General features: G+C 71.5%; 17 protein-coding genes. 4 read left to right on the top strand and 13 right to left on the bottom strand.

The window, feature by feature from the left end; translation table 11 throughout:
• Positions 1–13: 13 nt before the first annotated feature.
• The 13 genes from LHJ74_RS26415 to rsmH form a co-directional block, all read right to left on the bottom strand.
• Entirely contained in the window at positions 14–733 is a 720-nt protein-coding gene (locus tag LHJ74_RS26415; RefSeq protein ID WP_260220749.1) for a YggS family pyridoxal phosphate-dependent enzyme, read from the bottom strand.
• Complete coding sequence (gene pgeF / locus LHJ74_RS26410) at positions 730–1512, bottom strand: peptidoglycan editing factor PgeF (RefSeq protein ID WP_260220748.1); 783 nt, start codon at positions 1510–1512, stop codon at positions 730–732. The genes LHJ74_RS26415 and pgeF overlap by 4 nt, the downstream gene beginning before the upstream one ends.
• Positions 1513–1522: 10 nt before the next feature.
• The gene (ftsZ, locus tag LHJ74_RS26405; protein ID WP_260220747.1) at positions 1523–2749 is read right to left on the bottom strand and encodes a cell division protein FtsZ; all 1227 of its coding nucleotides are present in this window, start codon (positions 2747–2749) and stop codon (positions 1523–1525) included.
• 239 nt (positions 2750–2988) lie between these two features.
• Entirely contained in the window at positions 2989–3825 is an 837-nt protein-coding gene (locus tag LHJ74_RS26400; protein WP_260220746.1) for a cell division protein FtsQ/DivIB, read from the bottom strand.
• A 39-nt stretch (positions 3826–3864) separates the two neighbouring features.
• The gene (gene murG / locus LHJ74_RS26395) at positions 3865–4959 is read right to left on the bottom strand and encodes an undecaprenyldiphospho-muramoylpentapeptide beta-N-acetylglucosaminyltransferase (RefSeq protein ID WP_260220745.1); all 1095 of its coding nucleotides are present in this window, start codon (positions 4957–4959) and stop codon (positions 3865–3867) included.
• A 6-nt stretch (positions 4960–4965) separates the two neighbouring features.
• On the bottom strand, positions 4966–6600 hold the full coding sequence (gene ftsW / locus LHJ74_RS26390) for a putative lipid II flippase FtsW (RefSeq protein WP_260220787.1): 1635 nt from the start codon (positions 6598–6600) through the stop codon (positions 4966–4968).
• Positions 6601–6770: 170 nt separating this feature from the next.
• Complete coding sequence (gene murD, locus LHJ74_RS26385) at positions 6771–8201, bottom strand: UDP-N-acetylmuramoyl-L-alanine--D-glutamate ligase (RefSeq protein ID WP_260220744.1); 1431 nt, start codon at positions 8199–8201, stop codon at positions 6771–6773.
• Complete coding sequence (mraY, locus tag LHJ74_RS26380; protein ID WP_260220743.1) at positions 8198–9262, bottom strand: phospho-N-acetylmuramoyl-pentapeptide-transferase; 1065 nt, start codon at positions 9260–9262, stop codon at positions 8198–8200. The genes murD and mraY overlap by 4 nt, the downstream gene beginning before the upstream one ends.
• Complete coding sequence (locus tag LHJ74_RS26375) at positions 9259–10662, bottom strand: UDP-N-acetylmuramoyl-tripeptide--D-alanyl-D-alanine ligase (RefSeq protein WP_260220742.1); 1404 nt, start codon at positions 10660–10662, stop codon at positions 9259–9261. Before LHJ74_RS26375 ends, mraY begins: the two co-directional genes overlap by 4 nt.
• Positions 10659–12440 (bottom strand): UDP-N-acetylmuramoyl-L-alanyl-D-glutamate--2,6-diaminopimelate ligase, encoded by a 1782-nt coding sequence (locus LHJ74_RS26370; protein WP_260220741.1) that lies wholly within the window; start codon positions 12438–12440, stop codon positions 10659–10661. Before LHJ74_RS26370 ends, LHJ74_RS26375 begins: the two co-directional genes overlap by 4 nt.
• Positions 12424–14433 (bottom strand): peptidoglycan D,D-transpeptidase FtsI family protein, encoded by a 2010-nt coding sequence (locus tag LHJ74_RS26365; protein WP_311203352.1) that lies wholly within the window; start codon positions 14431–14433, stop codon positions 12424–12426. The genes LHJ74_RS26370 and LHJ74_RS26365 overlap by 17 nt, the downstream gene beginning before the upstream one ends.
• A complete protein-coding gene (gene ftsL, locus LHJ74_RS26360) occupies positions 14430–14861 on the bottom strand; it encodes a cell division protein FtsL (protein ID WP_260220740.1) in 432 nt (143 codons plus the stop codon). Before ftsL ends, LHJ74_RS26365 begins: the two co-directional genes overlap by 4 nt.
• Positions 14858–15817: a 16S rRNA (cytosine(1402)-N(4))-methyltransferase RsmH gene (gene rsmH / locus LHJ74_RS26355; protein WP_260220739.1), complete on the bottom strand. Its 960-nt coding sequence runs from the start codon at positions 15815–15817 to the stop codon at positions 14858–14860. The genes ftsL and rsmH overlap by 4 nt, the downstream gene beginning before the upstream one ends.
• 447 nt (positions 15818–16264) lie before the next feature.
• On the opposite strand from rsmH, the gene LHJ74_RS26350 reads away from it, so the two are divergent.
• The 4 genes from LHJ74_RS26350 to LHJ74_RS26335 are packed head-to-tail and all read left to right on the top strand — an operon-like array spanning position 16265 to position 21689.
• Complete coding sequence (locus tag LHJ74_RS26350) at positions 16265–16795, top strand: beta-class carbonic anhydrase (protein WP_260220738.1); 531 nt, start codon at positions 16265–16267, stop codon at positions 16793–16795.
• 33 nt (positions 16796–16828) lie between these two features.
• Entirely contained in the window at positions 16829–17983 is a 1155-nt protein-coding gene (locus LHJ74_RS26345) for an AAA family ATPase (protein ID WP_260220737.1), read from the top strand.
• Positions 17983–19293, top strand: coding sequence for a DUF58 domain-containing protein (locus LHJ74_RS26340; protein ID WP_260220736.1), 1311 nt, complete (start codon positions 17983–17985; stop codon positions 19291–19293). Before LHJ74_RS26345 ends, LHJ74_RS26340 begins: the two co-directional genes overlap by 1 nt.
• Positions 19290–21689, top strand: a complete 2400-nt coding sequence (locus LHJ74_RS26335; protein WP_260220735.1) for a transglutaminase TgpA family protein — start codon at positions 19290–19292, stop codon at positions 21687–21689. The genes LHJ74_RS26340 and LHJ74_RS26335 overlap by 4 nt, the downstream gene beginning before the upstream one ends.
• Positions 21690–21749 lie beyond the last annotated feature (60 nt).

Genomic DNA, 21749 nt, shown 5'->3' with positions numbered 1-21749 from the left:
TTGCTTGGCGACGTTACCCGAGCCTCGGTCGGACTCCGAGTACCGCACTGCCGACGCGTACATGTGTCGCACCTGCCGCCACTGCCTCCTCGAGATCCGCACTCATCCCGGCAGACACCATGTTCGCAGCAGGATGGGCCGCACGCAGGCGGGTTGAGATATCCCACAGCTCCTCGAACGCCGCCCCCGGCCGCCCCGCGTAGGGGCCGGTCAGTGGCGCGACGGTCATCACGCCAGCCAGCCGCAGCCCTTCGGCCGCCGCCACCTCGCCCGCCAGGTCGGCAACCCGCTCCGGCGGCGCACCGCCCCGGCTGCCGACGTCCCCTGATTCACCGTCAAGGGTTACCTGGATCAGACATCCGGTTTCCCGGCCGGCCCGGACCGCCGCTCCGGAGAGAGCGGTGACCAGACGAGGCCGGTCGACGGAGTGCACGAAACTGGCGTAATCGGTCACCGATCGCACCTTGTTGGTCTGCAACTGGCCGACGAAATGCCAGTCCAGGGGCAGGTCCGCGCAGGCGGCCGCCTTCGGGGCGGCATCCTGGTCCCGGTTCTCCGCGACGTGCAGCACGCCGAGTTCGGCGAGCAGCCGCACATCACTCGCCGGGTAGGTCTTGGTGACCACGATCAGCGTGACGTCCTCGCGTCTGCGCCCCGCCGTGCTGCACGCGCGGGCCACGCGCTCCTCCACCCGGGCGAGGTTGTCGGCCAGCTCGGCCTTGCGATCGGTCACTCGGCACCCTCTTCGCGGTCGGAACCAGCCTCGGCGAGGCGGGCGGATCCGGGAGCGTCGAGCCAGACATAGCTCGCAAGTCGCCCGGTGTTCTTGTCCCGTCGGTAGGAGAAGTGGTCGGCTGACTCCTTCGTGCAGACCGTGGACTGTTCCAGGGTTGTGACACCCATCGCCGCGAGCTGGGCGCGCACGCCCGCCGCCATGTCGAGCGCCGGAGTACCCCAACTCGTGGTGGCGTACGCCTCGGGCACCACCTCGGCGACCGCATCGCGCAGGGCCGCCGGTACTTCATAGCAGCGCCCGCACACGGCCGGGCCGGTGCGCGCCTCGATGCGCGCCGGGTCGGCGCCGAGGCGCGTCATCGCTTCGACCGTCGCCCGCACCACTCCGGCGGCCAGTCCGGGCCGGCCGGCGTGCGCGGCGCCCGCGACCCCGGCGGACGGATCGGCGAGCAGCACGGGGGTGCAGTCGGCGGTGAGCACCGCCAGCGCGAGCCCGCGCCGCGCGGTGACCACTCCGTCCACCGGATCGCCCGCGCCGGCCCACGGCTCCCGCACGGCGGCGACTTCCCGCCCGTGCACCTGGTTCATCCAGACGACCCGGGCGGGATCGAGGCCCAGCGCGGCAGCCGCCCGCGCACGGTTCTCCCCTACGGACGCCGGGTCGTCGCCGACCGCGCCGCCGAGATTGAGGGTCGCACGAGGAGCGGCGCTCACCCCGCCCCACCGGTCGGTGGAGGCGAAGTGGGCGCCGCTCGCTGTGTCGTACTTTGCTATCACTGCCGGCCGATCACTTCAGGAAGTCCGGCACATCCAGCTCCTCCGCCTGGCTGTCCTGGTACGGACGGGCCGACGGCACCTGCGGCGGAGCGGGAGGCGGGCCCGATTCCCCGCCGGCCGGGGAGGAGTCGGCCACCGGTGCGGTCTCCTCCTCGCGCGGGCTGAGCACACCGAGGGTCGGCCGCTCGCGGCCGGTGTCGGCGTCAGGAGTGGAGCGGGGCGGTGCGGCGGCTCCTTCGTCCCGGCTCGAGTACGCCCCGAGGACCTTGTCGCGGTTCTTGGACGGCGGCTGGCCGCCGTCGAAGCCGGCCGCGATGACGGTGACCCGGACCTCGTCTCCCAGAGCGTCGTCGATGACGGCTCCGAAGATGATGTTCGCCTCCGGGTGAGCTGCCTCGCTGACCAGCTGGGCGGCCTCGTTGATCTCGAAGAGACCGAGATCCGAACCGCCCGAGATGGACAGCAACACCCCCCTGGCGCCGTCGATGGACGCCTCCAGAAGCGGCGAGGAGATCGCCATCTCGGCCGCGGCCACCGCCCGGTCATCGCCGCGGGCGGAGCCGATGCCCATCAGCGCGGAGCCCGCCTCGGACATCACGGACTTGACGTCCGCGAAGTCGAGGTTGATCAGACCGGGGGTGGTGATGAGATCGGTGATTCCCTGCACACCGGACAGCAGCACCTGGTCCGCCGACTTGAACGCGTCGAGCACGCTCACCTGGCGGTCCGAGATGGAGAGCAGCCGGTCGTTGGGGATGACGATGAGGGTGTCGACCTCGTCGCGCAGGCCGGCGATGCCGTCCTCCGCCTGGTTGGCGCGGCGACGGCCCTCGAAGGTGAACGGACGGGTGACGACGCCGATCGTCAGCGCGCCGAGCGAGCGTGCGATGTTCGCGACGACGGGGGCGCCGCCGGTGCCGGTGCCGCCGCCCTCGCCCGCCGTGACGAAGACCATGTCGGCCCCCTTGAGGACCTCCTCGATCTCCTCACGGTGGTCTTCGGCGGCCTTGCGGCCGACATCGGGGTTGGCGCCCGCGCCGAGGCCGCGAGTCAGCTCGCGGCCCACATCGAGCTTGACATCGGCGTCGCTCATCAACAGGGCCTGCGCATCGGTGTTGATCGCGATGAACTCGACGCCCTTGAGACCGACCTCGATCATCCGGTTGATGGCATTCACGCCACCGCCGCCGATACCGACGACCTTGATGACTGCGAGGTAGTTCTGCGGTGCTGCCACGTCGAAGGCCTCTCGCCTCGAGTTACGTATCCCTGTGGGGCGGTCCGTATGCCGACCCGAACCCTAACTGTGAAGTTTAGGGTTACCAGTGCCTGGACTTCTTGGAGTCTTCGCAACGGACACTAAGTCGACAAGTGCTGGGTGTTCAACGAACACGCCGAACCTCCCGTTTTTCTTTTCACCCTATGTGATCAGACCGGGCAGTAGCCATCCAGGGTGCTGGCCTGCACGTATTTGCGTCAACTCCGTTCGGCCGCAGGGGCGCTGGGCACGCTGACATCGAAGTGACCGGCGTCTCCGGCCGCTTTCATCAGCGCGGTGAGCGACTTCGCCTTCGCGGCGCCGCGCGCACTGCTCCCCCACCGCACCGTACGGCCCTGAGTCAACACCAGAGTGATGGAGTCGTAGGAGCGGACCCGGACGGACCTCAGGTGCGGGGCTACGGATTCTGGCACGGAAGTGGCGACCCGCACCGCCGCACGGCGGAGCCGGTCCGCCCCGAAGTGGCGGAGACCGGCCGACTGCCGTGCCTCCATGTCCAGAAGCGGAACGCCCTCGGGCCGCTTGTCGACCGTGGCGAAACGCACCCCTTCGGAGTCCACTTCGACGTATTCTCCGGCTTCCTTCTGGACTGCCGCCGTCTTTCGCTCCGTCACTTTCAGGCCGACTCCGTGCGGCCAGGACCGCACGACCTCCACGCTGTCGATCCGCCGGAGTCCGCGACGCAGCCGCCGCTCGACCGCGTCCTTGTCGACCGAGGCGAGTGGAGAGCCGAGCCGTACGTCGGCCGTCTCGCGGACCTGTTCCTCCGTCAGCACCCGTGCGCCGCTGACCGAGACATGTTCGACCCGAAGCCAGTTCGAACCGTAGAGCGCCCAGGCCCCGAACCCGCCGAGCAGCAGTGCCAGGGCGAGCAGGATCACCACGGTGCGCCGGCCCGGCAGCCGGGAGCGGAACCGGGCCCGGCGCGTGGACGGAGCACCCGGTGTGCCCGGTGTGCGGGAGGCGCGGGCGGGGCGCGGAGGGTGCCCGCTCGCACGCCCTTGCCGGTCGGCGGTCTTCGTCGGTCCGGCCACGCTTCCTTCCCTGCCTTCTCACACCGGGCAGCAGCCCGTTCAGCCCTGCCGGCGTGCTGCGATCGCCTCGTGCACCATGCCGACCAGCAACTCGTCGGCGTCCGGGCGGCCGAACTCGGCGGCGGCACGCGCCATGTCATGCAGCCGGTGCGGGTCGGAGAGCACCGGGAGCACGTTGCTCCTGATCCAGTCGGCCGTCAGGTCGGCGTCGTCGACGAGCAGCCCGCCTCCGGCCTTCACGACCGGCTGGGCGTTGAGCCGCTGCTCGCCGTTGCCGATCGGCAGCGGGACGTACGCGGCGGGCAGCCCGACGGCCGACAGCTCCGCGACGGTCATCGCACCCGCACGGCAGAGCATCATGTCGGCCGCTGCGTACGCCAGGTCCATCCGGTCCACGTACGGTACCGGCACATAGGGCGGCATCCCGGGCATATGGTCGAGCTGGGGCAGTTCGTTCTTCGGACCCACCGCGTGCAGGACCTGGATGCCGGAGCGCTGAAGCTGGGGGACGACCGACTGCACGACCTCGTTCAGCCTGCGCGCGCCCTGTGACCCGCCGGTGACCAGCAGCGTCGGCAGGTTGAGGTCGAGCCCGAAGGCGGCCCGCCCCTCGGCCCGCACCGCCCCCCGGTTGAGAACGGCGATGGCACGCCGCAGCGGGATGCCGATGTAGCGGGCGTGCCGCAGCTTGCTGTCCGGGGTGGAGACCGCGACCATGCGCGTGTAGCGCGATCCGATCTTGTTGGCCAGGCCCGGCCGGGCGTTGGCCTCGTGCACGACGATCGGCACCCCCAGCCGCTTCGCGGCCAGATAGCCGGGCAGCGACACATAGCCGCCGAAGCCCACCAGGCAGTCCGCCTTTGTGCGTTCCAGGATCTGCTCCGCGGCCTTGATCGTGCCGCGCAGCCGCCCCGGGACGGTGATCAGCTCCGGGGTGGGTTTGCGCGGCAGCGGCACCGCCGGAATCAGTCCCAGCTCGTAACCCCGCTCGGGGACGAGTCTGGTCTCGAGCCCGCGCTCCGTGCCGAGGGCCGTGATGCCCACGGTCGGGTCCTGCCTGCGCAGGGCGTCCGCGAGGGCGAGCGCGGGCTCGATGTGGCCGGCGGTCCCCCCGCCGGCGAGTACGACATGCACCGAAATTCACCGCTCTCCGGACGGGCGCCGATCGGCGCGCCGTCTCATCGTCATCCATCTCACCCCAGCCCGGCCCCCGCCGGCCTCGGCACTCCTGCCAGCCTTACCAGGCTTGGACGGCTCACCGGTCTTCCCGGACTTGCCGACCTTGCCGAAGAGTACGGGCTGCCGCCTGGCCAGTGCCGTTCGAGCAGCGGGATCGCCACGCGCGAAAGCGATCAGCAACCCGATGGCGAACATCGTCGGCAGCAGGGCGGAACCTCCGTAGGAGAACAGCGGGAGCGGGACACCGGCGATCGGCAGCAGGCCGAGCACCGCACCGATGTTGATCGCGGCCTGCGCCGTGATCCAGGTCGTCACGCCCCCCGCGGCATACCTGACGAAGGGGTCCTCCGTGCGTCCGGCCACGCGGATACCCGCATAGCCTAGAGCCGCGAAGAGAGCCAGCACCGACAGCGTCCCCGCCAGACCCAATTCCTCGCCCGTCACGGCGAAGATGAAGTCGGTGTGAGGTTCGGGGAGTTGACCCCACTTTTCCACACTCGCACCGAGCCCGGAACCAAACCAGCCGCCGGAGGCCAGCGCGTAGATCCCGTGCACGGCCTGCCAGCACTGGTCGCTGGGCCCCGGGTCGGTCGCGCCGAGGCACTCCAGCCGCGCCATGCGGTTCGGGCTGCTGACGACCAGCAGAGCGCCGATGGTGACGGCTGCGGCCAGCACCCCGGCGAACAGCCGGGTGGGGGCACCGAGCAGCCAGAGCAGGCCGAAGACGATCGCGGTGAGAATCATCGCGGTGCCCATGTCGCCGCCGAGCATGATGAGCCCCAGCAGCAGAAACGCGACCGGAATCAGCGGCACCAGCATGTGCTTCCACTGCGTCAGCATCCGTTTGTCGCCCTTGCGGGCCAGCAGGTCCGCACCCCAGAGCACCAGGGCGAGCTTCGCGAACTCGCTGGGCTGGAGCTGGAAGGGGCCGCCGAGATGGATCCAGTTCTGGTTGCCGTTGACCGAGCGCCCTACGCCCGGTACCTGGACCAGGCAGAGCAGGAAGACGGAACCGGCCAGCAGCGGATAGGCGAAAGCCCTGTGCAGCCTGACCGGCATCCGCGAGGCGATCAGCAGCAGTACGGCCCCCAGTACGGCGGCCACCAGCTGCTTCTGGAAGAAGTAGGTGGAGGAGAGACCGGACTGCAGGGCCTGGATCTGGGAGGCGGAGAAGACCATCACCAGGCCGAGCGCGGTGAGCAGGAGGCTCCCGCCCAGGATCACGTAGTAGGCCGTGAGAGGGCGGTCCCAGGCCCGCCGTGCCCGGGTGAGCGACCGTCCGAGCAGGCCCCCGGCGCGTTCCCGCCCTGGCGGGCGCTTGGGGGGACGCCGGGGCGCGGGCGCGGCGGGGACAGCGGGGGTGCGGCCCGTACGCGCCCGGGGCGTACGACCGTTGCGTTCTGCGGCAGGACGGGGGCGGCCGGACGTGCGGGGGGCGGCGCGGTCGCCGTCGCCCCGGGTACGCGCGAGCACGCCGCCGGGGAGAGCACCGCCGGCGACGGCGGGCGCAGGGCCGGTCAGCGCGGCGGTGGCAGCTGTCGCACCGGTGACGGCGGTTGCGGCCGCGCGCCTGGCGCCGCGCAGGAGTGCGGGCATGCCGCGACCGTACGCCCGCGGTTCACCGGGGCGGACGACGGCCGGAGGCGGGGCCGGGGAGACCGGGAGCCGGTCGGCTGTCATATCCGTTTCTCCTCCCCGTCGGCCGTGCGGCGGTCCGGACTCCCGCGGTCCGGACTCCTGCGATCCGAAGTCCGGGGCGCCGGTGACTACTGTCCGGCGACGGTCGGCTCGGACGCCAGGGCATGGACCGCGGCGGCGAAGGCTTCGCCACGTCTGTTGTAGTTCGTGAACATGTCCATCGAGGCACAGGCCGGGGCCAGCAGGACAGTGTCACCGGGCCGGGCCAGCCGGGTCGCCTCCTGGACCGCCGCGGACATCGCCCCAGTGTCGGTGCGCTCCAGGTCCACCACCGGCACATCGGGCGCGTGTCGCGCCAGGGCTTCGCGGATGAGGTGCCGGTCCGCCCCGATGAGTACGGCACCGCGCAGCCGCCCGGCCGCCCCGGTGACGAGCTCGTCGAAGGTGGCGCCCTTGGCGAGGCCCCCGGCGATCCAGACGATCGGGTCGTAGGCGGCCAGCGACGCCGCCGTGGCATGGGTGTTGGTGGCCTTGGAGTCGTCCACGTAGCCGATCCCGCCGATCTCGGCCACCCGCTCGATGCGGTGGGCGTCCGGCCGGAAGGCGCGCAGCCCCTCCCGTACGGCCGCCGGGGCGACGCCGTAGGCACGGGCGAGGGCGGCGGCGGCCAGGGCGTTGGCGACGTTGTGCGGGGCCGCCGGGGTGATGTCGGAGACCTCGGCGAGCTCCTGGGCCTGCTCCCGGCGGTTGTCGATGAAGGCACGGTCGACCAGGATGCCTTCCACGACGCCGAGTTCGGATGGCCCGGGGGTGCCCAGCGTGAAGCCGACGGCGCGGCAGCCCTCGACGACGTCGGCCGCCCGCACCAGGTCGGCCGTTGCCGGGTCTGCCGCGTTGTACACGCACGCGATCTGGTTGCCCTCGTAGATCCGGCCCTTGTCGGCCGCGTACGCCGCCATGGTTCCGTGCCAGTCGAGGTGGTCGGGGGCCAGGTTGAGGACGACCGCGGAGTGCGCGCGCAGGCTCGGCGCGTAGTGCAGCTGGTAGCTGGAGAGCTCCACCGCCAGCACGTCGTGCGGCTCGTCCCCGAGGACGACGTCGAGCAGTGGGGTGCCGATGTTGCCGACCGCTGCGGTGCGCAGCCCGGCCGCCTCCAGGATCGAGGCGAGCATCCGCACGGTGGTGGTCTTGCCGTTGGTGCCGGTGACCGCGAGCCAGGGTGCCGCGCCGGACCCGCGCAGGCGCCAGGCCAGCTCCACATCGCCCCACACCTCCACCCCCGCGTCGGCCGCCGCCGCGAAGAGCGGGCTCTCCGGTTTCCAGCCCGGCGAGGTGACGACGAGTTCGGTGCCCTCGGGGAGAGTGGAGCCGTCCCCAAGCCGTACGTGCACGCCGTCGGCCGCCAGAGCTCCGGCCGTGGCCCGGTGGTTCTCGCTGTCGCCGCCGTCCACGACGGTGACCGCCGCACCGCGCCGGGCCAGCGCGCGGGCGGCACTGATGCCGCTCACGCCCAGCCCGGCGACGGTGACACGGCGGCCCGTGAAGTCCTCGGTGCTCAACTGGCCGCCGCCCAGCCCGCGTAGAAGATTCCGACACCGACGATCGCGCACATGCCCTGGATGATCCAGAAGCGGACCACGACAAGGACTTCGGACCACCCCTTGAGTTCGAAGTGATGCTGGAGTGGCGCCATCTTGAAGACGCGTTTCCCGGTGAGCCGGAAGGAGCCGACCTGGATGACCACGGACATGGTGATCAGGACGAAGAGGCCGCCGAGGACGGCGAGGAGCAGCTGGGTGCGGGAGCAGATCGCGAGCCCGGCGAGCGCGCCGCCGAGGGCGAGCGAGCCCGTGTCCCCCATGAAGATCTTGGCCGGTGAGGTGTTCCACCACAGGAAGCCGAAGCAGGCGCCCATCAGTGCCGCCGAGACGACGGCGAGGTCGAGTGGATCTCGCACCTCGTAACATCCCGGGCCCGCACTCAGCGGGTTGGCGCAGGACTCCTGGTGCTCCCAGATGCCGATGAACGTGTAGGCGCCGAAGACCATCACACAGGCGCCGGTGGCCAGGCCGTCGAGGCCGTCGGTGAGGTTCACGCCGTTCGACATCGCCAGGATCATGAACAGCGCCCACAGGACGAAGATCACGGGGCCGATGGACCAGCCGAAGTCCTGGGTGAAGGAGAGCTTGGTCGAGGCCGGCGTCAGATTGCGGGCGTCGGCGAAGTTCAGCGAGAGGATCGCGAAGCCGACACCGACGATCAGCTGTCCGGCCATCTTCGCCTTGGCCCGCAGGCCGAGGCTGCGCTGCTTGACGATCTTGATGTAGTCGTCGAGGAAGCCGACCACGCCCATGCCGGCGAAGAGGAACAGCACCAGCACGCCGGAGAAGGACGGCTGGCTGCCGGTGATCAGCTTGGTGAGCACGTACGCGATCAGCGTCGCCAGGATGAAGGCGATGCCGCCCATCGTGGGGGTGCCGCGCTTGCTGTGGTGGTTCTGCGGGCCGTCGTCGCGGATGAACTGGCCGTAACCCTTGCGGGCGAGCAGCTTGATCAGCAGCGGCGTGCCGATCAGCGAGAGGAAGAGTCCGATGACTCCGGAGACGAGGATCTGTCTCATCGGACGGGGACCTCGCCTTCGAGGAGGCTGAGCGCGATGCGCTCCAGGCCGACCGAACGGGAAGCCTTCACCAGTACGACATCCCCCGGGCGCAGTTCCCCGCGCAACAGGTCGACCGCCGCCTGAGCGTCGGACACGTGCACCGACTCCTCACCCCACGAACCCTCGTTCTTGGCGCCCATGTCGAGCCAGGCGGCCTCCCGGCCGCCCACCGCCACAAGCTTCTGGACGTTGAGCCGGACGGCCAGCCGTCCGACCGCGTCGTGCTCGGTGAGCGACTCGTCACCGAGCTCGGCCATCTCACCGAGCACTGCCCACGTCCGCCGTCCCCTGCCCATGGCCGCGAGCGCACGGAGTGCGGCGCGCATCGAGTCGGGATTGGCGTTGTAGGCGTCGTTGACGACCGTGACGCCGTCGGCGCGTTCGCTGACCTCCATCCGCCAGCGGGAGAGCGTGTCCGCGGCGGAGAGCGCTTCTGCGATCTCCTCGACGGGCATGCCCAACTCGCAGGCGACGGCCGCCGCGGCAAGCGCGTTCGACACGTGGTGCTCACCGTACAGGCGCAGCGTCACGTCGCTGTAGCCGGTGGGTGTGTGAAGAGTGAAGGCAGGCCGCCCTTGGTCGGTGAGCCGGACATTCTCGGCACGTACGTCCGCGTCGGCCGCCTCACCGAAGAGGAGGAGCCGGGCGCTGGTTCGTGCGGCCATCGCGCGGACGAGCGGATCGTCGGCGTTGAGCACCGCGACTCCGCCGTCCTCGGCGGAGGGCAGCGCTTCGACGAGTTCGCCCTTCGCCTGCGCGGTGCCCTGGCGGCTGCCGAACTCGCCGATGTGCGCGGCGCCGACGTTCAGGACCACCCCGATCTTCGGCGGGACCAGTTCGGCGAGATAGCGGATGTGGCCGATGCCCCTGGCGCCCATCTCGAGGACGAGGTAGCGGGTGTCATCGGCGGCACGGAGTGCGGTGATCGGCAGGCCGATCTCGTTGTTGAGCGACCCGTCGGGCCACACGGTGGGGCCGAGCCGCTCCAGCAGCTGGGCGAGGAGGTCCTTGGTGCTGGTCTTGCCCGCGGAGCCGGTGAGGGCGACCACCTGGGTACCGAGCCCTTCGACCGTGCGGCGGGCCAGCGCGCCGAGGGCGGCGGTGACGTCGTCGACGATGATCGCGGGCACGCCTACGGGGCGGGTGGCGAGCACGGCGACCGCGCCCGAGGAGACGGCTTGGTGCGCGAAGTCGTGGCCGTCGACGTGCTCACCGTCGAATGCGGCGAAGAGGCTGCCCGGTGCGACCTTCCTTGAGTCGTACACGACGGGTCCGGTGACCCGGATGTCCGGGTCCGGTATGTCGCGCTGCTGTCCGGAGACGGCGGCGGCGATCTCGGCGAGGGAGAGGGGGATCATCGATTCTGGTCGTCTGTCCGGGAGGTAGAAGGAGGAGTGCCTGGCTCGGCGCTCTGCTGGGGGTCCTGCTCTTTCTGCTCGGTCTGCTCTTTCTGCTCGGTCTGCATGGTGTGCATGGTGTGCTCGGTCTGCATGGTGTGCTCGATGACCTCGCGCAGCACCTGGCGGTCATCGAAGGGGCGGACCACTCCGGCGATGTCCTGGCCCAGTTCGTGGCCCTTGCCGAGGATGAGCACGGCGTCCCCGGCCTCGGCGCGGGCGACGGCGGCCTCGATGGCGGCCGCCCGGTCCTCTTCGAGCAGTACGGTGCCGCGCTCGTACGCGGGCACCTCGGCGGCGCCCGCGAGCATGGTGGCCAGGATCGCCAGCGGGTCCTCGGTGCGGGGGTTGTCGGAGGTCAGGACGGCGGTGTCGGAGAGCCGCGCGAGAGCCGCGCCCATCGCCGTGCGCTTGTGCGGGTCGCGGTCGCCGCCGCAGCCCAGGACGGTGTGCACCTGGCCCTCGGTGACCTTGCGGATCGCGTAGAGGACCGACTCGACGGCGTCCGGCTTGTGCGCGTAGTCGACGACGGCGAGGTAGGGCTGGCCCGCGTCCACCCGCTCCAGCCGTCCCGGCACCCCCGGTACCGAGCCGATGCCCTGGACGGCGGTCTCCGGATCGATCCCGGCGACGACCAGGGCGGTGAGGGCCGCGAGCGCGTTGGCGACGTTGAACGGGCCGGGCAGCGGTGCGACGGCCTCGACCCGCACGCCCTCGGGCCCGACCGCGGTGAAGGTGGAGCCGTGCGGGCCCACCTCGACACCCTCGGCGCGCCAGTCGGCGTCCGGGTGGCCCTCGGCGGAGAAGCTGGTGACCGGGACCTCGGATTCGCTGATGAGCCGGAAACCGTGCTCGTCGTCGAAGTTGACGACTCCGGCGCGCGAGCGGACCTTGGTGAACAGCTGCCGCTTGGCCTGGAAGTAGTCCTCCATGTCGGGGTGGAAGTCCAGGTGCTCCGGGCTGAGGTTGTTGAAGACGGCGACGTCGAAGACGCAGCCGTCGACTCGGCCCAGTACCAGGGCGTGGCTGGAGACCTCCATGGCCACCGAGGTCACGCCGCGCTCGCGCATCACGGCGAACAGCGCCTGCAGTTCGGTGGCCTCCGGCGTGGTCCGCTCGGACTTGAGGCGCACGTCGCCGATGCGGGACTCGACCGTGCCGATCAGACCGGTCAGCGCACCGGCCTTCTGGGCGGCCTGGCGCAGCCCGCCCTCGATCAGGTAGGCGGTGGTGGTCTTGCCCGAGGTGCCGGTGATGCCGATCTGGAGCAGGTCGGCGCCCGGATCTCCGTAGATCCGTGCGGCCAGTGCGCCCATCCGGCGGCGGGGGTCCGGGACCGTGAGCACCGGCAGGCCGGTGGCGGCGGCGCGTTCGGTGCCGGACGGGTCGGTGAGGACGGCGACGGCGCCGAGGCCGGCGGCCTGGGTTGCGAAGTCAGCACCGTGGAACCGGGCGCCGGGCAGTGCGGCGTAGATGTCGCCGGGCCGCACCGCGCGCGAGTCATGGGTGATGCCGGTGGCTGCCGCCTCCCCGGCGGGGGGCTCGACGCCCAGTTGTCCGGCCAGCACCTCGAGCGGTGCGGGGCGGAGCTGTTCCGGGCGAGGGGGCGCGGTGGGGTTCTGATCAGCTTGTGGCACGGCGGTGAGCGTACCGGGCAGACCGTCGCCCTCGCGAAGTGAGGGGCGCGCCGGGCGCGGGGAGCTCCCGCGGTTCCGTGCGCCGTCAGTGATCGTTCTCACGTGCCGCTCCGTGTGGTTCGTTTCCCTGGTGGAAGACGGGCAGTCCGTCGGGTTCTGCGCCGGTGGGCGGGACCTGGAGGGTCTTCAGGGAGAACTCCATGACCTGCTTGAAGACCGGTCCGCACACGTCGCTGCCGTAGTAGCTGCCCTTGCGCGGGTTCTGCACGGCGCAGTAGACGGTGACCCTTGGTTTGTCGGCGGGCGCGAAGCCCGCGAAGGAGGAGGTGTAGCCGCGGTACCTGCCGGTCTCGGGATCCACCCGGTTGGCTGTGCCGGTCTTGCCCGCGACTTGGTAGCCGGGGATGCGGGCGACGGTACCGGTGCCCTCGTCGCTGGAGACGACGGACTCCATCATCTTGCCCAGGGTGCCGGCGGTCTTCTCGCTGACCACCCGTCGCTCGTCGGGTTTCGGGGCGGCGGAGAAGCGGCCGTCCGGCCCGGTGGTGCCGCGTACGAGGGTGGGCTCCTGCCGTACGCCGCCGTTCGCGATCGTCGAGTAGATGGAGGCCGCCTGCACGGCGTTGAGGGACAGGCCCTGGCCGAAGGGGATCGTGTACTGCTGCGAGGCCGACCAGTCCTCGGGATCGGCAAGGATGCCGGGGGTCTCGCCGGGGAAGCCGAGTCCGGTCTTCTCACCCATGCCGAACTTCCGCAGGTAGGAGTGGAGGACCTTGTTGGCCTGCGGCTGGGTGTCGCCCAGTTGCTCGGTCGCCAGGATCGTGCCGATGTTGCTGGACTTGGCCAGCACCCCGTTGAGGGTGAGCTGCCAGGTGGGGTGGTCGATGTCGTCCGCGAAGGAGCGGTCGGCGCGGGGCAGCCGGTTGGGGACGGTCACATGGGTGCTGGGGGTGGCGGCGCCCTCTTCGAGTACGGCGGCCATCGACATCACCTTGGAGGTGGAGCCCGGCTCGAAGGTGTCCTGGAGGGCGCTGTTGCCGAGGGTCTCGCTGTCGGCCTGGCCGATCTGGTTGGGGTTGAAGGTCGGCGCGTTGGCCATGCCCAGGATCTCGCCGGTGGTGGTGTCCTGGACGACCACATAGCCGCTGTCGGCCTTGGATTCGGAGACCTGCTCGGTGATCGCCTGTTGGGCGGCCCACTGGATGTCGCGGTCCAGGGTCAGCTCGACGTCGGAGCCGGGCACCGCCGCCTGCTCGTCGACCCCGGCCGTGGGGACCTGGCGGCCGCCCGACTGCGCGTAGGTGATCTTGCCGTTCTCCCCTTCGAGCCGCCCGTTGAGCTGTGCCTCCAGGCCACCGCCCCCGTCGCCCTCCGCGTTGACGAAGCCGAGCACGCTGGCGGCGAGTTTGTCGTTCGGGTAGACGCGCTTCGCGTGCTCCTCGGAGTAGACCCCGGCCAGCACGTTCGCCCCGTCGCCGCCGGCGGCCTTGTCGGCGAGTGCGCTCTTGAGGTCCTGGATCTGCCGCCACGCCTGCGGGGTCTGCTGGCGGGCGAGGACGACGTAGCGGGTGTCCTTCGTCAGTTTCGCGGCCACGTCCTCAGCGTCCTCGCCGATGATCGGGGCGAGCAGCGCGGCGGCCCGCGTGGGCGCGTCGCGGACGCCGGACTGTTCGGAGGTGAAGAGGAAGGGGTCCGCGGTGATGTCGTAGGCGTCGACGGTGGTGGCCAGCGGGGTGCCGTCGCGCGCGGTCATGGTTCCGCGTTCGGCCGCGAGGGTGACGGTGATGTGGCGGTTGACGGCCGCCTTGTCGGCGAACGCTCCCGCGTCGACCGCCTGCACCTGGAGCAGCCGGGCGGTGAAGATGAGCACGACGAAGGTGACGGTGACGCCGACGAGCCGCAGCCGCGGTCGGGGGCGCGCGAGCCGGAGGGTGCCGGTGCCGCCGCCCCTGGGGCGGGGCCGGGCGGCGTCGTGGTCCCGGCCGCGGTCCCCGGCGCGGTCCCGGTCACCCGCACGGGAGCTGCCGGAGCCCCCGCCGTTCTGGCCCCCCGGGGTGCGCGGGGCGGGTCGTCGCGGACGCGGGCGCTCGCTCACCCGTCCTCCTCACTGGGATCGGGGACCTCGGGCACGGCCGGTGCTCCGGGGGCGGCCGGCGGGGCCGAGGAGTCCGTGGGGGCGGGCATCGGCCTCCCGCGCACCTTGCCGTCGGGCGTGAGGAAGGCGGGAACCCCGCCGGGCACCATCCCCAGCTCGCGGGCGCGCTCCTCCAGCGCTCCCGGTGCCGAGAAGGAGCCCACCTCCTGCTCCAGCGCCTGCTGCTCGTCGCTCAGTTCCTTGTTCTTCCGCTCCAGCTCCTCCAGTTCGAAGGAGCCGTTGTTGAGCGAGGCGTTGAGCAGCAGCAGGGCCAGCAGCCCGGATCCCAGCAGCACCACGACCAGCAGGACGAACGGCGCTCGCGCGGCCCTCGGGCTCCCGGCTGGCACCAGGCTCCACAGCCGGGCCAGTCGCTGCTGCGCGGTCACGGCAGGACCTCCCGTACCCGCTCCGCCCCGCGCAGCCGGGCCGGTGCCGCCCGGCGGTTCTCGGCGATCTCCTCCTCGGCGGGCAGCTCCGCTCCGCGGGTGAGCAGCCGGAGCCGGGGCTGGTAGCGCTCCGGCACCACGGGCAGCCCGGCCGGTGCGGTACTGCCCGCCCCGGCCGCGAGCGTGCGCTTGACCAGCCGGTCCTCCAGCGAGTGGTAGGAGAGCACGGCGATACGCCCGCCGACGGCCAAGGTGTCGACGGCGGCCGGCACGGCGCGCTCCAGCACCGCGAGTTCGCCGTTGACCTCTATGCGCAGGGCCTGGAAGGTGCGCTTCGCGGGGTTGCCGCCCGTACGCTTCGCGGCCTGCGGCAGCGCGTCACGGATCACCTCGACCAGCCGGCCGCTGCTCTCGAAGGGCTCGCGCTCGCGCTCCCGCACCACGGCACCGACGATGCGCCGGGCCTGCTTCTCCTCGCCGTAGGCCCGCAGGATCCGCACCAGTTCGCCGGGCGGGTAGGTGTTCAGCACCTCGGCCGCGGAGATACCCGTCGTCTGGTCCATCCGCATGTCGAGCGGCGCGTCCTGGGAGTAGGCGAAGCCGCGCCCGGATTCGTCCAGCTGCATGGAGGAGACGCCGAGGTCGAAGAGGACCCCCTGGACGCGGGGCGTGCCGAGGCGGCCGAGGACGTCGGGGAGTTCGTCGTAGACGGCGTGCACCAGCGTCGCGCGGTCGCCGTACGGGGCCAGCCGTTCACCTGCCAGCTTCAGCGCCACCGGATCCCGGTCGAGGCCGATGAGCCGGACACCGGAGAAGGTGTCGAGCAGCGCTTCGGAGTGGCCGCCGAGGCCCAGGGTGCAGTCGACGACGGTCGCGCCGGGCTCGGCCAGGGCCGGAGCCAGCAGCTCCAGACAGCGCCGCAGCATGACGGGGACGTGACGCTCGTTCGTACTCATGTGCCCTCTCGGAAGCTGTTGCCTCACCCCGGCCGGGGGTCGAGGGGCCTGGCACCGCCACCTCGACCCGACCGGGGTGAGGCAACAGCTTCTCAGTTCCGGCGGGCTTCCTGGCCCCTCCCGCCGGTCGCGCCCTGACACGCGTGCTCGCCGGGAAAGGACGTCAGAGGCCCGGAGCGGGAGGAGGCCGAGCCGCACGCACGCACCCGCGCACGGGAGGGCGTGGGGTTCCGTGCGGAGTGTCACGGCTCCCGCTTCGCGTCACTTTAGTCCACCCGTCCCCGCGGTCAACCAACTGGTCAGGCGCGTCCAGACGGCGCACCTGTAAGAGTGCGCCGCCGGATGCGACGACACCACCTGTGGGTTACCTCACAGCACCTTCTGTTGACCGACTTTGCCCCTTCTCGCTGCGTGCCCCCCGGCACCGGTGGGTTTAACGTCGTATACATGTCGTCTCCCGATCGCCAGGTCACTGTCACCGACGAGCTGGTCGCCGCCAACGCCCGCTACGCCTCCGATTTCACCGACCCGGGGATGGACGCGCGTCCAGTCCGGCGGGTCGCCGTTGTCGCTTGCATGGATGCACGCCTCGACCTGCACAAGGCGCTCGGCCTCGAGCTGGGCGACTGCCATACCATCCGCAACGCGGGCGGCGTGGTGACCGACGACATGATCCGGTCACTGACGATCAGCCAGCGCGCCCTGGGGACCCGTTCCGTGGTGCTCATCCACCACACCGGCTGCGGCCTCCTCAGTCTCACCGAGGACTTCCGCCATGAACTGGCGGCCGAGGTCGGAGAGCGTCCGGCCTGGGCGGTCGAGGCGTTCCAGGATCTGGACAGCGCCGTCCGGCAGTCGATGCAGCGTGTGCGCACCTCGCCGTTCCTCCCGTACCGGGACGATGTGCGGGGGTTTGTCTTCGACGTGACGACGGGCCTGCTCCGCGAGATCGACCCGGAGATCACCCCGGAAGCGTGACGTAATCGCCCCCCGACGTGAAGAATGGGCCAAGTGACAACGTATGACGAACACGTGAGCCTCAGCGATCTGACGACCACCGCGGACGAGGTACGCCGCTCCGTGGAGAGCGTGATCGAGGGCAAGCCGGAAGCAGTACGGCTCTCGCTGACCGTCCTGCTCGCCGAGGGTCATCTTCTGATCGAGGATGTGCCGGGTGTCGGCAAGACGATGCTCGCCAAGGCGCTCGCCAAATCGATCGACTGCTCGGTGCGCCGCATCCAGTTCACCCCGGACTTGCTGCCCTCCGACATCACCGGCGTGAGCATCTACGACCAGCAGCGGAAGGACTTCGAGTTCAAGCCGGGCGCCATCTTCGCCCAGATCGTCATCGGTGACGAGATCAACCGGGCCTCCCCCAAGACCCAGTCGGCGCTCCTGGAGTCGATGGCGGAGCGGCAGGTGACCATCGACGGGCAGTCCTACACACTCCCCGACCCCTTCATGGTCGTCGCCACCCAGAACCCCGTCGAGATGGAGGGCACCTACCCGCTCCCCGAGGCGCAGCGCGACCGCTTCATGGCACGGCTGTCCATCGGCTATCCCAGCCCGGCCGCCGAGCTGCAGATGCTGGACGTGCACGGAGGCGCCTCGCCGCTGGACGACCTCCAGCCGGTGGCGCACGCGAGCGAGATCGTCAAGCTGGTCGAGGCGGTGCGCGGCGTCCACATGGCCGACGCCGTACGCCGGTACGCGGTGGAGCTTGTCGCCGCCACCCGCAACCACCCCGATCTCCGGCTGGGCGCCTCGCCGCGCGCGACGCTCCATCTGGTGCGGGCGGCGAAGGCGGCGGCGGCACTCTGCGGGCGGGAGTACGCGCTGCCGGACGACGTGCAGGCGCTGGCCGTCCCGGTGCTGGCCCACCGGCTGATGCCCACCGCCCAGGCGCAGCTGAACCGGCGCACTTCGGAGCAGCTGGTGACGGAGATCCTCCAGCGCACCCCGGTGCCCACGGCGGTGCCGCAGCACGCGGTACCGGGCGGTCCACCGCCCGGCTCGCCGCCGCCAGGTTCACCGCCGCCAGGTGCACCCCCCGGGTCACCGCCGCCCGGCTCGCCGCACCCGGGGGCGCCGCCGCAGCTGGGCGTGCCGCACGCGGCACCACCCGTCCCGCCGTCGTACGGCCAGCAGCAGCCCCGGGGTTACTGATGTCCTGGGGCCCCGAAGCGGACAGGGAGCAGTCGCGGGGCTCACTGCGCAGCGCCTTCGGCGGCCTCACCACCCGAGGACGCTCGTTCCTCGCCGCCGGTGTGGCGGCGGGCATCTGCGCGTACGTCCTGGGCCAGTCGGACTTGCTGCGGGTCGGCATACTGCTGGCCGCGCTGCCGCTGGTGTGCGTGCTGGTGCTGCACCGCACGCGCCACCGGGTGACCGGATCGCGGCGGCTGGCTCCCGCACGGGTTCCCGCGCGCAGTGAGTCGCGGGTGCATCTGCGGGTCGACAACATCTCCCGGATACCCACCGGTCTGCTGATGCTCCAGGACCGGGTGCCGTATGTGCTGGGCCCGCGTCCCCGCTTCGTGCTGGACCGGGTGGAGCCGGGCGGACGGCGCGAGGTGTCCTACCGGGTGCGCTCCGATCTGCGCGGCCGCTACCCGCTGGGACCGCTCCAGCTGCGGCTTACCGATCCCTTCGGCATGTGCGAGCTGACCCGCTCCTTCAGCGCGTACGACACGCTCACCGTCGTACCGCAGGTGGAGCCGCTGCCTCCGGTACGGCTCGCCGGGGAGACCAGCGGCTACGGCGACGGGCGGCAGCGTTCCCTGGCGCTGGCCGGTGACGACGACGTGATCCCCCGGAACTACCGGCACGGCGATGACCTGCGCCGGGTCCACTGGCGCTCCACCGCGCGCTACGGGGAGCTGATGGTGCGCCGCGAGGAGCAGCCGCAGCGGGCGCGCTGTACCGTCCTGCTGGACACCCGGCGCTCCGCCTACTCAGGTTCCGGTCCGGGCTCGCCCTTCGAGTGGGCGGTCGCGGGCGCGGCCTCCGCGTGTGTCCATCTGCTGGAGCGGGGCTACGCGGTGCGGCTGCTCACCGACACCGGTGCGATGTCGCCGGGTCCGGACGGCGGCACCTTCGGCGGCGACTCCTCGGAAGCTGCGGGGCTGCTCCTGGACACCCTGGCCGTCGTCGAGCACTCGTCCGAGCAGGGCCTCGCCGCCGCACACGACATGCTGCGCGGCAACGCCGGCGGACGCGAGGGACTGCTGATCGCCTTCATCGGCATGCTGGACGAGGAGCAGGCGGAGCTGGTCGCGCGGATGCGGCAGCGTACGAACCGTGCGGTGGCCTTCACCGCGCAGCCGGGCGGCGCACAGCAGGAGCACGGACTCGAACCGCGCACCCGGGTGCTGCGGGAGTCGGGCTGGACGGTACTGGCCGCGGGGCCGGGCGTACCGCTCGGCGCACTCTGGCGGGAAGCGGACAGCGCGATGGCGAAGGGGCTGGACAGATGAGCGGGCGGGGCAGGCTCGCGCTGTGCGCGGGCGTGGCGACCATAGCGGCGGCCTGCGCCCTGCTGCCACTGGTGAGCCCTGCGACCTGGCTGATGCAGGTCGCGGTGCTGATCGGTGTGCAGACGGGGGTGGGGGTGGCAGGCAGGCGACTGCCACTGGCGCGCCCGCTGACCATCCTGGCCCAGGCGGCCGTGTCACTGCTGCTGCTGACCGTGATCTTCGCCGGGGACCAGGCGATCGGCGGGGTGCTGCCCTCCCCCGGGACCTTCCGGCAGTTCGGCGATCTGCTGACCGCCGGATCCCAGGACGTGAGTCAGTACACCGTCCCGGCGCCCGTCACCGACGGGATAAAGCTGATGCTGGTCGGCGGGGTTCTGTCGATCGGACTGATCGTGGACGCCCTCGCGGTGACCTACCGCAGTGCCGCACCGGCCGGGCTGCCGCTGCTGGCGCTCTACTCGGTGGCGGCCGGGCTCTCCGAGGACGGTGCCCGCTGGCTGTGGTTCCTGTGCGCGGCGGGCGGCTATCTGCTGCTTCTGCTGGCCGAGGGCCGGGAGCGGCTGTCCCAGTGGGGGCGGCTGTTCACCGACCGGGTCCGTCCGGGCGGGGGTGCCCACCAGCCGGGCAGTGTCGGCGGGCCGCTGCGGGCGCCGGTCCGCTCCGGGCGGCGCATCGGTGCGCTGACGCTGGGCATCGCGCTTGTCGTACCGGCGATGCTGCCCTCGCTCAGCGGCGGGCTGCTCGACTCGGTGCGCGACTCCGGCGGCGGGTCCGGCGGCGACGGCACGGTCTCGGCGGTGAACCCGCTGGTGGCGCTGCAGGACAGCCTCAATCAGCCCGAGAACCGCACCGTGATGACGTACCGCAGCGAGGGCGGGACGGACCGCGAGATGTACATGCGGATCGTCGCGCTGGACCAGTTCGACGGCTCCGCGTGGAAACCGTCCGAGCGGCGCATCAGGCAGCTGCCCGACACGCTGCCGCCCCCGCCGGGGCTCGATCCGGACGTGGAGACGAAGCGGGTTACCACCACCGTCAAGGCGGCCGACTGGTACGCGCAGAACTGGCTGCCGATGCCCTACCCGGCCAGCAGGGTGCAGATCGAGGGTGACTGGCGCTTCGAACCCGAGGGCCGGACCCTGGTCGGTGACCGCGGGCAGAACACGCGCGGGGCGCAGTACACGGTGGAGAGCCTGTCGGTGCGGCCGACCGCCGAGCAGCTGGCGCAGGCGGGGCCCCCGCCGGCGTCCATGGTGGAGGAGTACACCGAGGTGCCCGACTCGCTGCCCTCGGTGGTGGAGAAGCAGGCCCAGGACCTCACCGGCGGCGCGACGAACGACTACGAGCGCGCCATGAAGCTCCAGCAGTGGTTCGCGGAGGACGGCGGCTTCACCTACGACACCGAGGTGCGGGCCGGCAGCGGCTCCGCGGCGATCGTCAACTTCCTGGAGCAGAAGGAGGGCTTCTGCGTCCACTTCGCCTTCTCGATGGCCGCGATGTCGCGGACGCTGGGGATACCGGCGCGGGTCGCGGTCGGATTCACGCCGGGCACCTCGCAGGGCGACGGGCGGGCCGAGGTGGGTCTCCAGGACGCGCACGCGTGGCCGGAACTCTACTTCGAGGGCGTCGGCTGGACGCGCTTCGAGCCCACCCCGACCCGGGGTTCGGCACCTCCGTACGCCACCCCGGAAGCGCCGGACGTCGACATCGACCCCGAGGAGAACCTGCCGGAGCGTCCGGAGGCCTCCGAGGAGCCGCTGCCCGAGCCGTCCGAATCCGAGGAGTGCACGGTCGAGCAGAAGCGGGCCGACCCGGAGTGCGGAATGACCCCGGCGCTGCCGGACGACACCGCTTCCGGCGGCGGCTTCCCGCTGCAGATGACGGCGCTGCTGACGGGAGCGGGCCTGCTGCTGATCGGTCTTCCCCTGCTGCCGTGGCTATGGCGGGCACGAGCCCGCTCCCGGCGTCTCGGCCACGGAGCCGGGCCGCTCGACGCCTGGCGGGAACTGATGGACTGCGGCTGGGACTACGGAATCATCCCGGACGAGGCCGCGACTCCACGCAAGGCCGCGGCACGGCTCGCCACCGAGGGAGAGCTGGATCCGGAAACTGCCGAGGCCGCGCACCGCCTGGCACTCGCTGTCGAACAGGTGCTCTATGCGCGCGAGCCGCGTCCGGCTTCCGGGCTGGCGGCGGACGTGCTGCGAGTCCGGGACGCGCTGCGGACCAAGGCCTCCCGGCGGCTGCGGCTGCGGGCGCTGTTGCTACCACGTTCCGCCGTTCGGGTGACATGGTCGGCCATGGAACGGTGGGCGGCACTCACCGCCTGGTGGCAGAGCGCGCTGCGTACGCCGTTCACGAAGAAGGCAGCGAAGCCCGCGAAGAGCACGGAGTGACGGCGCGCGGGCGATGACGGCGCTCGGGCACGGGCACGGGCACGGGCACGGGCGCGCATG

Source organism: Streptomyces gossypii, from assembly GCF_025165795.1.
In the GTDB taxonomy this organism is placed as follows: domain Bacteria; phylum Actinomycetota; class Actinomycetes; order Streptomycetales; family Streptomycetaceae; genus Streptomyces; species Streptomyces gossypii.
The sequence above is the reverse complement of the archived record's forward strand: the minus strand, read 5'-3'. Positions and strand labels throughout refer to the sequence as shown.

Bases quoted from the DNA above. Each gene is read 5' to 3' on its own strand.
- LHJ74_RS26350 (WP_260220738.1), top strand. From the start codon at position 16,265: ATGTCGTCTCCCGATCGCCAGGTCACTGTCACCGACGAGCTGGTCGCC.
- LHJ74_RS26375 (WP_260220742.1), bottom strand. From the start codon at position 10,662: ATGATCCCCCTCTCCCTCGCCGAGATCGCCGCCGCCGTCTCCGGACAG.
- mraY (WP_260220743.1), bottom strand. From the start codon at position 9,262: ATGAGACAGATCCTCGTCTCCGGAGTCATCGGACTCTTCCTCTCGCTG.
- rsmH (WP_260220739.1), bottom strand. From the start codon at position 15,817: ATGAGTACGAACGAGCGTCACGTCCCCGTCATGCTGCGGCGCTGTCTG.
- LHJ74_RS26340 (WP_260220736.1), top strand. From the start codon at position 17,983: ATGTCCTGGGGCCCCGAAGCGGACAGGGAGCAGTCGCGGGGCTCACTG.
- LHJ74_RS26335 (WP_260220735.1), top strand. From the start codon at position 19,290: ATGAGCGGGCGGGGCAGGCTCGCGCTGTGCGCGGGCGTGGCGACCATA.
- ftsW (WP_260220787.1), bottom strand. From the start codon at position 6,600: ATGCCCGCACTCCTGCGCGGCGCCAGGCGCGCGGCCGCAACCGCCGTC.